This is a genomic window from Serratia sp. 14-2641, from assembly GCF_001692375.1.
In the GTDB taxonomy this organism is placed as follows: Bacteria; Pseudomonadota; Gammaproteobacteria; order Enterobacterales; family Enterobacteriaceae; genus Chania; species Chania fonticola_C.
Genome location: NZ_LXKR01000001.1, coordinates 282,259 through 294,596 on the forward strand (window position 1 = coordinate 282,259; position 12,338 = coordinate 294,596).

At 54.5% G+C, this 12,338-nt stretch carries 13 protein-coding genes; all 13 read left to right on the top strand.

Annotated elements, in window-relative coordinates:
• Window positions 1-3: 3 nt before the first annotated feature.
• Window positions 4-1,968, top strand: coding sequence for a type II secretion system secretin GspD (gene gspD / locus A6U95_RS01225; RefSeq protein ID WP_161712422.1), 1,965 nt, complete (start codon window positions 4-6; stop codon window positions 1,966-1,968).
• Window positions 1,965-3,470 (top strand): type II secretion system ATPase GspE, encoded by a 1,506-nt coding sequence (gene gspE / locus A6U95_RS01230; protein ID WP_065683132.1) that lies wholly within the window; start codon window positions 1,965-1,967, stop codon window positions 3,468-3,470. The genes gspD and gspE overlap by 4 nt, the downstream gene beginning before the upstream one ends.
• Window position 3,471: 1 nt before the next feature.
• A complete protein-coding gene (gene gspF, locus A6U95_RS01235; protein ID WP_065683133.1) occupies window positions 3,472-4,695 on the top strand; it encodes a type II secretion system inner membrane protein GspF in 1,224 nt (407 codons plus the stop codon).
• Window positions 4,696-4,723: 28 nt separating this feature from the next.
• Window positions 4,724-5,152 carry a type II secretion system major pseudopilin GspG gene (gene gspG / locus A6U95_RS01240; RefSeq protein ID WP_065683134.1) on the top strand — a complete coding sequence of 143 codons (429 nt, stop codon included), beginning with the start codon at window positions 4,724-4,726 and terminating at the stop codon, window positions 5,150-5,152.
• The gene (gspH, locus tag A6U95_RS01245) at window positions 5,152-5,703 is read left to right on the top strand and encodes a type II secretion system minor pseudopilin GspH (RefSeq protein ID WP_074423309.1); all 552 of its coding nucleotides are present in this window, start codon (window positions 5,152-5,154) and stop codon (window positions 5,701-5,703) included. The genes gspG and gspH overlap by 1 nt, the downstream gene beginning before the upstream one ends.
• Window positions 5,700-6,065: a type II secretion system minor pseudopilin GspI gene (gene gspI, locus A6U95_RS01250; RefSeq protein WP_065683135.1), complete on the top strand. Its 366-nt coding sequence runs from the start codon at window positions 5,700-5,702 to the stop codon at window positions 6,063-6,065. Before gspH ends, gspI begins: the two co-directional genes overlap by 4 nt.
• Window positions 6,062-6,661, top strand: a complete 600-nt coding sequence (gene gspJ / locus A6U95_RS01255) for a type II secretion system minor pseudopilin GspJ (protein ID WP_074423310.1) — start codon at window positions 6,062-6,064, stop codon at window positions 6,659-6,661. The genes gspI and gspJ overlap by 4 nt, the downstream gene beginning before the upstream one ends.
• Complete coding sequence (gene gspK / locus A6U95_RS01260) at window positions 6,658-7,644, top strand: type II secretion system minor pseudopilin GspK (RefSeq protein ID WP_065683136.1); 987 nt, start codon at window positions 6,658-6,660, stop codon at window positions 7,642-7,644. The genes gspJ and gspK overlap by 4 nt, the downstream gene beginning before the upstream one ends.
• On the top strand, window positions 7,644-8,843 hold the full coding sequence (gene gspL, locus A6U95_RS01265) for a type II secretion system protein GspL (RefSeq protein ID WP_065683137.1): 1,200 nt from the start codon (window positions 7,644-7,646) through the stop codon (window positions 8,841-8,843). Before gspK ends, gspL begins: the two co-directional genes overlap by 1 nt.
• On the top strand, window positions 8,836-9,324 hold the full coding sequence (locus A6U95_RS01270; protein WP_065683138.1) for a type II secretion system protein M: 489 nt from the start codon (window positions 8,836-8,838) through the stop codon (window positions 9,322-9,324). Before gspL ends, A6U95_RS01270 begins: the two co-directional genes overlap by 8 nt.
• Window positions 9,314-10,057 carry a type II secretion system protein N gene (locus tag A6U95_RS01275; RefSeq protein WP_065683139.1) on the top strand — a complete coding sequence of 248 codons (744 nt, stop codon included), beginning with the start codon at window positions 9,314-9,316 and terminating at the stop codon, window positions 10,055-10,057. The genes A6U95_RS01270 and A6U95_RS01275 overlap by 11 nt, the downstream gene beginning before the upstream one ends.
• A gap of 58 nt (window positions 10,058-10,115) precedes the next feature.
• On the top strand, window positions 10,116-10,958 hold the full coding sequence (locus tag A6U95_RS01280; protein WP_198927282.1) for an A24 family peptidase: 843 nt from the start codon (window positions 10,116-10,118) through the stop codon (window positions 10,956-10,958).
• Between the two features lie 140 nt (window positions 10,959-11,098).
• Entirely contained in the window at window positions 11,099-12,193 is a 1,095-nt protein-coding gene (locus A6U95_RS01285; RefSeq protein WP_083196284.1) for a succinylglutamate desuccinylase/aspartoacylase family protein, read from the top strand.
• Window positions 12,194-12,338: the final 145 nt, after the last annotated feature.

Below are 12,338 nucleotides of genomic sequence, written 5' to 3' on the forward strand. Positions count from 1 at the left end.
ATAATCAGGAGCTTACGCATTGTGCTACTGGCGGTGATGCTGCTTGGTACTCGGCAGGGCTGGAGTGCCGAGTTTTCTGCCAGCTTCAAGGGCACGGATATTCAGGAGTTTATCAACACGGTCAGCAAGAACCTGAATAAAACGGTAATTATCGATCCTGCCGTGCGCGGCACTATCACCGTACGCAGTTATGACATGCTCAATGAGGAGCAGTATTACCAGTTCTTCCTCAGCGTGCTGGACGTTTATGGCTTTGCCGTGGTGGATATGCGTAACGGCGTGTTGAAAGTGGTGCGTTCCAAGGATGCGAAAACCGCTGCGGTGCCGGTAGCCAGCGATGCCCAGCCGGGCGAGGGTGATGAAGTGGTGACACGTGTCGTGCCGGTCAATAACGTGGCGGCACGCGATCTTGCCCCGTTACTCCGTCAATTGAACGATAACGCCGGGGCTGGCAGTGTTGTGCATTATGAGCCTTCCAACGTGTTGTTGATGACCGGGCGTGCAGCGGTGATCAAACGCTTGATGGCGATTGTTGAACGCGTTGACAAAGTCGGCGACCGTAGTGTGGTCACGGTACCGCTGGCCTATGCGTCTGCTGCTGAAGTCGTCAAACTGGTCACCGAATTAACCAAGGATGCCAGCAAATCAGCGATGCCAAGCCTGATGGTAGCCAATCTTGTTGCGGATGAGCGAACCAACTCGGTCTTGGTCAGCGGAGAACCCAACTCCCGCCAGCGGATTATCGCCATGATCAAGCAGCTGGATCGTGAGCAGGCCGTGCAAGGTAATACCAAAGTGATTTACCTGAAGTATGCCAAAGCCACCGATCTGGTTGAGGTGTTGACTGGCGTCAGTACCAGTATTCAAAGTGAGCAACAGAATGCCAAGCCGGCGGAAGCACTGCGTAAAGACATCACCATCAAAGCCCATGAGCAAACCAATTCACTGATACTGACGGCGGCTCCGGATGTCATGCGAGATCTGGAGAAGGTGATCGCCCAGTTGGATATTCGCCGTGCACAGGTACTGGTAGAGGCGATTATCGCAGAGGTACAAGATGCCGATGGCTTGAACCTGGGGATCCAGTGGGCTAACAAGAATGCTGGAGTGACGCAGTTCACCAATACCGGTTTGCCTATCACCACGGCGATTGCCGGAGCCAATCAATACAATCAGGACGGGACGGTTAATAGTACCCTGGCCAGCGCTCTCAGCAGTTTTAACGGTATTGCTGCCGGTTTTTATCAGGGCAATTGGGCCATGCTGCTGACCGCGCTTTCCAGCAGTAGCAAGAATGACATTCTGGCGACACCGAGCATTGTCACGCTTGATAACATGGAGGCGACGTTCAATGTCGGCCAGGAAGTTCCCGTCCTCTCCGGCTCGCAAACGACATCCGGCGATAATATCTTCAACACGGTGGAGCGTAAAACCGTCGGCATCAAGCTGAAGGTCAAACCGCAGATCAACGAAGGGGATTCCGTGCTGCTGGAGATCGAGCAGGAGGTTTCCAGTGTGGCTGATGCGGCTTCCAGCAGCAGCGCTAATCTGGGGGCGACCTTTAATACCCGCACGGTCAATAACGCGGTGCTGGTAGGCAGCGGCGAAACCGTGGTGGTGGGGGGCTTGCTGGATAAAACCGTTCGCGACAGCAGCGACAAGGTTCCGGTGCTGGGGGATATCCCGGTGCTGGGCTATCTGTTCCGCTCCAACAGCAAACAGGTTTCCAAGCGCAACCTGATGCTGTTCATCCGCCCGTCGATCATCCGGGATCGTGACCAGTATCGCCATGCCTCCTCAGAAAAGTATCAGGCTTTTAATCAGGAACAAGACCAACAGCGTGGCAAACAAGGGAGCGCAGCCACGCTGAATAACGAGGTGCTGAAGTTGCCACCCGATCAAAACGGTGCCACTTTCCGCCAGGTTAATGCCGCGATCAGCGCATTCTATTCAACGGGGGGGCGATGAATACCCTGCCCGAGGACCTGAGTGAATTACGCCCGCAGTTGCCATTTGCCTATGCGCGTGCGCAACGCATTTTGCTGTTGCGGGATCATGCGGGGTGCCGTGTGCTCCGTCTGGCGGAAACCACCGCCACAGCATTGCTTGAGGCGCGTAGGGTTGCCGGGTGTGGGCTGACTATCAGCACGGTGTCGGGTGAAGAGTTTGAGAAACAACTGGTGATCAGCTACCAGCGCGATTCGAAAGAGGCGCGACGCATGATGACCGATATCGGCAATGAAATGGATTTTTATACCTTGGCAGAAGAGCTACCCGACAGCGACGACTTGCTGGATGCCGATGATGATGCCCCTATTATCCGCCTGATAAATGCGATGCTGACTGAAGCCATCAAGGATAAAGCCTCGGATATCCACATCGAAACCTATGAACGTCATTTGCAGATCCGTTTCCGGGTCGATGGCGTGTTGCGTGAAATTCTGCGCCCTCAGCGGCGGTTGGCCTCTTTATTGATATCGCGCATCAAGGTCATGGCACGGCTGGATATTGCCGAAAAGCGGATCCCGCAGGATGGGCGCATGGCACTGCGAATCGGTGGCCGAGCCATTGATGTGCGCGTTTCGACCTTACCGTCTAATTATGGTGAACGAATTGTTCTGCGTTTACTGGATAAAAACAGCGTCAGTCTGGATCTCGCCGCGCTTGGCATGTCTTCACCTAATCGGCGGCAGATCGATGAACTGATCCAGCGGCCACATGGCATTATCCTTGTCACCGGTCCGACAGGGTCGGGTAAGAGCACCACCCTCTATGCAGCATTGAGCCGCCTCAATGCCAGCGAACGCAATATCATGACGGTCGAAGACCCCATCGAGTATGAACTCGAGGGTATCGGCCAGACGCAGGTAAACCCCAAGGTAGATATGACATTTGCTCGCGGTTTGCGGGCCATTCTGCGTCAGGATCCTGATGTGGTGCTGGTCGGGGAGATCCGCGACAGCGAAACCGCTCAGATTGCGGTTCAGGCATCACTGACAGGGCACCTGGTACTCTCCACGCTGCACACCAACAGCGCGCTGGGGGCCTTATCGCGGCTGCAGGATATGGGCATCGAGCCTTTTTTGCTTTCCACTTCATTACTGGCCGTATTGGCACAGCGCCTGGTTCGTACACTCTGCCCCGATTGTCGTCAAGCTTATGCAGCCGATCCGGTCCTGGCCGATCAGATGGGGATTTTACCCGGAACCCCATTATGGCAACCGAAGGGATGCTCGCAGTGTAATTTTACCGGTTACCGTGGGCGTACTGGTATTCATGAACTGTTGCTGATTGATGACCGAGTGCGTACGGCTATCCACCAGGGAGAGAGTGAATTCACGATTGCTCGTCAATTACGTAATGAATACAAAACATTGCGCCAGGGGGGATTGGAAAAAGTATTGGCGGGCGAGACCAGTTGGGAAGAGGTGATCCGCGTGACCGAAAGCCAGTCTCAGGAAGAGGGATGACATGGCCCTCTTTCATTATCAGGCGTTAGACGAGCGCGGCAAAAAACGGCGGGGAGTGCAGGAAGCGGATTCAGCCCGCCACGCCCGTCAACTTTTACGCGAGCAGGGGTTGGTCCCTGTAAGCCTGGACGAAGGGCAGGATGAGCGGCAGCAGGCCCAAAGCGGGCGGCGTCTTTCATGGGGGCGGGGGATTAGCAGTGCCGATCTGGCGCTGTTAACTCGTCAGCTTGCGACCTTGGTTGCCGCTTCCTTACCCTTGGAGGAGGCGCTTGATGCCGTGGCAAAACAGAGTGAAAAGCCCCGGCAGCGCAGCCTGATGGCCGCAGTGCGCACCAAAGTACTGGAGGGACATTCCTTGGCTGAGGCCATGAGCGGTTATCCCACCAGTTTTGAGCGGCTGTACTGTGCGATGGTGGCGGCGGGTGAGGCTTCTGGTCATCTGGATCTGGTTCTGAACCGGTTGGCGGATTACACCGAGCAGCGCCAGCAAATGCGAGCTCGTATCCTGCAGGCGATGATTTACCCCTGCGTGCTGACGGTGGTAGCCATCAGCGTGATCGCCATTTTACTTTCCGCCGTCGTGCCCAAGGTGGTGGAACAGTTTATTCACATGAAGCAGGCACTTCCGCTATCAACGCGTGTGCTGATGGGGCTGAGTGACGGAGTTCGAGCTTTTGGCCCTTGGGTGCTGCTGTTGCTGTTATTGGCGCCGATGCTGATGCGTCTGTGGCTGCGCCAAGAAGCGCGGCGCATTGCTTTTCATCGGCAGTTGCTGCGCCTTCCGGTGATCGGACGCATCGCACGAGGGCTCAATACTGCTCGTTACGCCAGAACGCTGAGTATTCTCAATGCCAGCGCGGTGCCATTGCTGCAAGCGATGCGTATCAGCGGAGAGGTATTAACCAATGAATATGCGCGCCGCCAGTTGTCATTGGCGACGGAATCAGTGCGCGAGGGGGTGAGCCTGCATCGGGCTCTGGAAATCACTGCGCTGTTTCCCCCGATGATGCGGCACATGATCGCCAGCGGTGAACGCAGTGGGGAACTGGACAGCATGTTGGAACGCGCGGCAGACAATCAGGATCGGGAGTTTACTGCCCAAATGCAGTTGGCATTGGGGCTTTTTGAGCCTTTGTTGGTGGTGAGTATGGCGGGTGTGGTGCTGTTTATCGTTTTGGCGATCCTGCAGCCAATCCTGCAATTAAATACCTTGATGAGTATGTAAATTCAATCTGCAAATAACGGAGAGAAAAATGCGGCAACAGCGTCAGCGAGGTTTTACCCTGCTGGAAATTATGGTGGTGATTGTGATCCTGGGCATCCTGGCGAGTCTGGTAGTGCCTAACCTGATGGGAAACAAAGAGAAGGCGGACCATCAGAAGGTCGTCAGCGATATTGTCGCGCTGGAGAGCGCGTTGGATATGTACAAGCTGGATAACAGCCGATATCCCACCACCGAACAAGGGTTGCAGGCACTGGTGAGCAAGCCCTCGGCACAACCGGAACCGCGCAGTTATCCCCAAGGTGGCTATATTCGCCGTTTGCCGCAGGATCCCTGGGGGGCAGACTATCAGTTGCTTAGCCCGGGCCAACACGGTCAGTTAGACGTTTTCTCTTATGGCCCAGATGGCATACCGGACACCGAGGATGATATCGGTAACTGGACTATTGGTAAGAAGTAGTGCGCCAACGCGGCTTTACGTTGTTGGAAATGATGCTGGTTGTGCTGCTGATCGGGAGTGCAGCCAGTTTGGTGATCATGTCATTTCCAGCCATGCAACAAAATAACCCGCAGCTACAGCTGAAACGCTTTCAGGCTCAGTTGGCGTTTGCCATGGATGCCTCGGTGCAAAATGACCAGTTGCTGGGGATCCAGGTTCGACCAGATGGCTGGCAATTCCAAATGCTACAGCGTCAGGCCGTTGAAAAACGCGGGGCAGTATCTGGCTCGGATAGTTGGCAAGGTTACGTTTGGCAGAATTGGCAACCCCGTCAGGCGGCGTTAGGGAGCCAAATGCCTGATGATATCCGGCTCAAGCTGCGTTTCCCCGATCGGCAGGAGTGGCCGCGTGCTGTGGAATCGGCACCGGAACCCGATATTCTGCTGTTACCCGGCGGGGAGGTTACACCGTTTGAGCTGGTTTTCAGTGAGGCTGGTAGCCAACCCTTGGTTTGGCTTCGTGTAGACGCAGCAGGCGCGATCGATTCGTCAGCAAACGGAGCCGCACAATGAATACCCAAAGAGGGATGACATTGCTCGAAGTGCTGGTGGCACTGATCGTTTTCGCTTTGGCGGGGTTAGCCGTGCTGCAAACCACGGCACAACAGGCTGGCAGCATTGGCCGTATGGAGGAAAAAATACTGGCAAGCTGGTTGGCGGATAATCAACAAGTCAGATTACATCTTGAGAAAACCTGGCCGGAAAAGCGCTGGATCGGCACCACGGTGACCTATGCGGGCGAGGAGTGGTCTCTACGCTGGCAGGGGGTTGATACCGAACTGGGTCAATTACGGGCAATGGATGTTGAGGTGAGGCGTCATAAAGAAGACGCTGCGCCAGTGGTTTCTTTACGCAGCTACGTGGTGCGGGAATGAATTGTCGTCGCCAGCGGGGCTTCACGCTGCTTGAGATGCTGTTGGCATTGGCGATTTTTGCTGCGTTGAGCATCAGTGCCTTCCAGGTGTTGCAGGGGGTGATGCGCAATGATGAGATTTCGCAGCGCAAGGCGCAGCGGTTGGCCGAGCTTCAACGTGCCTTTATACAGTTGGAAGGGGATTTCGGTCAGATCATCCCTCGCCATCACAGAGGGGATGAACGCGTGTTTTCTGCGGCGCGCTATCAATTACAAAGTGAGGACTGGGGCGTCTCTTTCATGCGCAACGGTTGGCAAAACCCGATGGGGATGTTGCCCCGTGCCGAGTTACAACCGGTGGGATATCGTCTGCGCCATCAGCAGTTAGAGCGGTTGAGCTATGCCCATGCGGATCCGCTCGTTGGGGAAGAGCCGGTGGTCAAGGTTTTGCTCGATGAGGTCAGTGTCTTTCGCCTGCGCTTTTTTGCTGAGGGTACGTGGCGGGAGAGTTGGAACAACGCGTCGGTTTTGCCGCAGGGGATTGAAGTGACATTAGTGGTTGCTGGCGTGGGTGAATTGACCCGCCTCTTTTTGATCACGGCGGTGGGGCAAGAATGAGGGCGCGGCAAAAGGGCGTTGCCCTGCTGGTGGTGTTGCTGATCCTGGCGCTGATGGTGACGATTGCTGCGACCATTGCCGAGCGAAACGGGCGCACTTATCTGCGTACCGCAGCTCATTTGGATCGCCAGCAGGCAAAATGGTATGCCCGCTCGGCAGAAGCACTGGCGGTGAAAATTTTGCAACGAGATGCGCTGGACTCACCTAATAAAACACATTTGGCGCAAAACTGGGCGCAAGAACAGCGCCGTTTCCCCGTTGAAGGCGGGGAGGTGTTTGGGCAGATTGTTGATGGCCAGGCCTGCTTTAATCTCAATGCTATTAACCAAGGGGCTGCTACTGAAGGTATGCAGCCGACATTGCCTTATGCTACCCAAGTTTTTAGAGAGCTGTTAATCAACCTGGGTGAAGATCCCCTGCATGCGACGCAGATAGCCGCTGCTCTGCGTGACTGGATAGACAGTGACAGCGAGCCAGGCATTGATGGTGCTGAAGATGAGGTCTATATGGCCCAGGCGGTGGCTTACTTGCCCGCCAATCAACCCATGCAGGATGTCAGCGAGTTGCGGACCGTCTCAGGGGTTGATGCCAGCCTTTATCGGCGTCTTTTACCTTACGTTTGTGCGCTGCCAACACAGACGCTGTTGGTAAACGTTAATACCCTGAGTGAGTCTCAAGGGCCATTACTGGCGGCGCTATTTCTCAAGGAGCTTGATTCAGCCATGGCGACTCGATTGTTACAACAGCGTCCACGTGAAGGGTGGAGCAGTACGACGGCATTTTTGGCACAGGTTGCCCTTAAGGACATCGACACCTCAACGGTCAGATCGCTGTTGACGATAAAGAGTGAGCTGTTTTTAGCCAGTTTTACCGTGCTGATGGGGGAGACTCACTATAGCCAGCGCAGCCTGTTGCGCAAAGCCGGTAACAGTTTCCTGGTGGTACAGCGGCAATATGGATTAAGCATGATGGTGGAGCCTTGATGCCTAACAGAAAGCCCCGTGAGCAAGCCAGGTTGATACTGCGCTTACCCAGCGATGAAACGCAGCCAGTGTTGTGGTATTTCGCTTCAGCAGACGGTCATCAGCAAGGTAGTTTGGCTATGGGGGAGAACGATGACCAATTGGTGAACCTGCTTGCCAGATACCCTGCCTGGGTATTGGTGCCTGCGAGCGAGTTGGTTTTCCATCGTGTGACGCTGCCTCGTCGTGCCAGGCGTCAGCGTTTGCAAGTGCTGCCGTTTATGCTGGAGGAGCAACTGGCAACGGAGGTTGAACGGCTGCATTTTGCCATTTTGCAGCAAAGTGGTGATGAGTGTGACGTTGCGGTAGTTGATAAAAGCCTTATGCATCAGTGGATAGCCCGTTGTGAACGTCTGGGGGGACAGGTGCAGGCAATGTTGCCAGATGTGCTGGCGTTACCCTTGGCCGCCGACGGTTGGAGTGCGGTCAATCTCAATGATCAATGGCTGTTTCGCCGGGAAAAGCATGCCGGGATGATTGTTGAATCCTCCTGGCTATCGGAGTTTTTGGCCGTGTGGGCACCGCCGGTCATTGAAAGCTACTCCGCACCACCAGCATCCACTACTAGCCCTCCGGAATGGCGTGTTCAACCACCGCGGCATTTACTGCAGTTGGCGGCAGAAGGCGTGCACGATAGCGAAGCCGATCTGCGCCAGGGCGAATTCACCCGCTCGAGCCCCTGGCGTACACGATTACGCCCCTGGCGAACCGTGATGATGGCATTAACAGTGTATTTACTGCTGTTGTGTGTGAGCGCCGGGCTATCTCATTACCGGCTTTGGCAACAGGCTGAACATTGGCGGCAGGAAAGTGTGCGGGTCTACCAACAGCTGTTTCCGGCTGATAAAAAGGTGGTTAATCCACGCGTGCAGATGCAGCAGCACTTGCAGCAATTACAGCCTATCGAGCAAGCCGGTGTGGTCGCACAGATGCGCCAATTACAGCAGCTGATGGCGGAGAACTCGGCAATCCGTTTCCAGGCGCTGTCTTATGACGCTGGCCGTAAAGAGCTGAAAGTCGATGTACAGGCGGCCTCTTTTCAGGCGTTGGAACAGTTTCAGGTTGCTGCCGGGCAGCGTTACCAGGTGCAACCTGGCGAAATCAAGCAGAATCCAACTGGGGTAGAGGGCCGACTGACTCTGGGGATAAAGGATGAATGAACTCAAGCACCGCTGGCTACAGCTCAGTCTTCGGGAACGAGGTTTGGTTCTGGGCTGTGGTGTATTGGTTATCGTGAGCTTGTGCTACTACGCACTATGGCTGCCCTGGCAACAACAGGCTAGCCAATGGCAACGTACTATCGCCCGTGAAAAAAACACGGTGGAATGGATGTTGCAACAGGCTCCGCGCTTGCGCCAACAGGGGGCACAACCCATACAGGAGACCTCCCTAAGCTTGTCGGCCAGGGTGGCACAGAGTGCTGCAGCTCAAAACATGAACATTACCCGCATGCAGCCTCAGGGAGAGCGGCTGGCGGTCACGTTGGAACCTGGCGATTTTAATGCCTTGATGCATTGGCTCACACAGTTGGAAAAGCGCTATAGCGTTCGCATTGTGGCGCTTGAGGTGGCGATGCGTCCCGATAAACCAGGATGGGTGACGGTAAACAAACTGATGCTGGAGCGCAGCGATGGGCGCTAAAGCCAAAAAGGCCGTACTTTTGTTGGCTTGTTATCTCCTATTGCTGGCAGGACACGCGCCGGCACGGGTATTACAAGCTTTTATACCCGCAGATATGAAGGTCGGTGGCTTTTCTGGTTCCCTGTGGCAGGGCAGTTTGCACCAGTTAAGCTGGCGTAACATTATGCTGGCGAAACTGAACTGGCAGTTCACTTTCTCCTCTTGGATGCCAGCCTTAGAGATTGAGCTAAGGGATCCGCAAGGCTTGCAGGGAGCCGGTATTCTGCGTGGTTGGCTGGATCTTCAACTGCATGAGTGGCAACTCTCTGTTCCTGCAGATGTTGTGCGCCAACAGTTGTCGTTGCCTTTACCGATCACCGCCCAGGGAGAGCTGCAACTGCGGTTGCAACAAGGAGAGTTCAGTTCCGCTGGTTGCCGGAGTCTTGGTGGTGGTGTCGTCAACTGGCAGCACGCACAGTTGGCGACTCCGTTGGGGGCGTTGGAGTTGGCCAACGTGCAAGGCCAATTGAGCTGTGATGGAAAAGGGGCTCTGGTGTTGGTGTTGAAACAAGACTCCTCTCATCTGAGCCTGACGGGGCGTGGCACCGTCGGATTTGACGGGCGCTATCAGTTCAACGGTCAGGTGCGCCGAGGGCCGGTATTACCGGAGGCGATGAGGCCACTGATAAATCAGTTAGGCAGGGCTAACGATCAGGGGCAGATAGCCTGGCAGGTTCAGGGGCGGTTGCTTTAAAACGGACTGGCTGTCTTAAAAGGTTGGGTAGGTATTTGCCTGACTGCGGGGAGGTTTTTTGAGTTTATTACTGGATTTTACTGTTGCATTTCCCCTTCTCTGGCTGGGTGTCGTGGGGATGTTTGGGGCCATAGTGGGTAGCTTTCTGAACGTGGTGATTTACCGATTACCGGTGATGCTGGGGAAGCAATGGCAGCGTGAGGCGCTCGTGCAACTGGCGCTGCCCTTACCTGAATCCATACCGCGCTTTGATCTGCTATTACCGCACTCCTGTTGTCCGCATTGCCAGCATCGTATTGCGGCCAGGGACAATATACCCCTGCTGAGTTTTCTGTTGTTAAAGGGGAAGGCTCGTTGCTGTGGTGAGCGGATCCCAAGGCGCTACCCGCTGGTTGAAGTGGCAACGGCTATGATGTTTGTGCTGACGGCGCTTATATTCCCGTTAGGTTTCCCCTTGCTGGGCGCCTGGATATTGCTCTCTTTTTTGCTGACGCTGGCAGTTATTGACCATCAGACACAACTCTTGCCAGATGTGCTGACGTTGCCACTGCTGTGGATCGGACTTTTATTCAATATTCAGGGGCATTTTGCCTCGTTGGAACAGGCGACGATTGGCGCAGTGGCAGGTTATGTCTGCCTATGGAGCGTGTTCTGGCTATTCAAGCTGGCAACCGGTAAAGAGGCTCTCGGCTATGGTGATTTTAAATTACTTGCGGCGTTAGGGGCCTGGTTAGGTTGGCAAGCGTTGCCACAGGTGATTTTGGTGGCGGCGGCCAGTGGGCTGCTGGTTACGCTGATACAGCGCGGGTTGGCGAAACAAGATTTTAATCAACCGTTAGCCTTTGGTCCATGGCTCGCTGTGTCGGGCGCGGTCAATATGTTTATACCCTGGAGCCTTTAAGCTGAAAATAGCGCCTATGTCTTGATTAGAGGCGCCAGTAAGCTCACCCAGTCTTGTTCCTGAAGTACGAATTTTGCTAGTCGGTTGGCCAATGATCCAGATTTTTTATGTGTTACTTACTGATACTAAAGGGAATAATTATGCATAAGGTTACGATGTTGGCGGTGTTGCTTACGGGGATGCTTAATGCTCAGGCGGCAACGGTTTATACCGGAGATAAAATTGAGGGTAATCCGGTTATCAGCAAGTTGGATGTAGACGATCTGGAGGCAGGAAAGGTTTATCGCTTCATGTTCCAGGGAACCAGCAATGGGATCGGTCAACATTGGTATGTTCCCGTTATGGTGGCCAAAGGCGCACAGCCTGGTCCTAAGCTGGGCCTGCAAGCGGCGGTCCATGGTGATGAACTAAATGGCACCCGGGTGATACAGCAGGTGTTTGAAAAGCTGGATCCAGCAGAGTTGAAAGGCAGTGTGATCGGTGCCGTGGGCGCGAATCCTTCTGGCATGTTGGCCAATAACCGAAACTGGCAGTTGGCCAATGACGGGGGGGATATGGTCGATTTCAACCGGGTTTGGCCGGGCAAAGAAAAAGGTAACGCTGCCGAACAACAGGCTTGGCTGTTATGGAATAATTTGTGGGCGGGCAATGCCACCCTGTTCGTTGATATGCACACACAGAGCCGGGGTACCGAATATCCCTTGTTCATCTATGCGGATTACCGTAACCCGCAGGTGAAGCAGATGGCTGAATTGTTCCCGGCGGACCAGATTAAAGCCGATCCTGGTGAGAAAGGCTCTGTCGAAACCACTTTCGTTGAAAACAAGATCCCTGCCATTACACTAGAAATTGGCAAGCCCAAGCTTTATCAACCTGAACTTATCGCGCGTAGCTTGACAGGGGTGCGTAACCTGATGGTTCAACAAGGCATGACAGCCGGAACATTAGGGGCAACGGCTAAAGAGCAAAAAACCTTTATCGGTAATGAAATGAGCTCGATTCGAGCTGAGGTTGGTGGATTTACCGAGATTCTGGTTAACGTCGGCGATTCGGTGGTCAAAGGGCAGAAAGTGGCCGTTCAGCGTAATGCTTTTGGCGACACCATTCGGGAATATACCGCGACCCATGATGGTCGAGTGTTAGCTATCGGCAATGATCCATTGCGCGAACCGAGGGCTTTGCTGGTTCGTATCCTGTTCAACAATCCTGAGCCTCAGTGTGCCAATGGTTGCTAATTGACGTGAGGCATCTGTAAATGTCGGGATCACGGGGTGGTCTGCTGCAACAATCTGCTTGAAGCCCAGTGGATCTATCCCGTTGGTGAGTTGATCACACATGGCATGAGCTTGCTTGCTCAGGCGAGTGCCAATCGGCTGGCAA

Bases quoted from the DNA above. Each gene is read 5' to 3' on its own strand.
- gspE (WP_065683132.1), top strand. From the start codon at position 1,965: ATGAATACCCTGCCCGAGGACCTGAGTGAATTACGCCCGCAGTTGCCA.
- gspF (WP_065683133.1), top strand. From the start codon at position 3,472: ATGGCCCTCTTTCATTATCAGGCGTTAGACGAGCGCGGCAAAAAACGG.
- gspG (WP_065683134.1), top strand. From the start codon at position 4,724: ATGCGGCAACAGCGTCAGCGAGGTTTTACCCTGCTGGAAATTATGGTG.
- gspI (WP_065683135.1), top strand. From the start codon at position 5,700: ATGAATACCCAAAGAGGGATGACATTGCTCGAAGTGCTGGTGGCACTG.
- gspJ (WP_074423310.1), top strand. From the start codon at position 6,062: ATGAATTGTCGTCGCCAGCGGGGCTTCACGCTGCTTGAGATGCTGTTG.
- gspK (WP_065683136.1), top strand. From the start codon at position 6,658: ATGAGGGCGCGGCAAAAGGGCGTTGCCCTGCTGGTGGTGTTGCTGATC.
- gspL (WP_065683137.1), top strand. From the start codon at position 7,644: ATGCCTAACAGAAAGCCCCGTGAGCAAGCCAGGTTGATACTGCGCTTA.
- A6U95_RS01270 (WP_065683138.1), top strand. From the start codon at position 8,836: ATGAATGAACTCAAGCACCGCTGGCTACAGCTCAGTCTTCGGGAACGA.
- A6U95_RS01275 (WP_065683139.1), top strand. From the start codon at position 9,314: ATGGGCGCTAAAGCCAAAAAGGCCGTACTTTTGTTGGCTTGTTATCTC.
- A6U95_RS01285 (WP_083196284.1), top strand. From the start codon at position 11,099: ATGCATAAGGTTACGATGTTGGCGGTGTTGCTTACGGGGATGCTTAAT.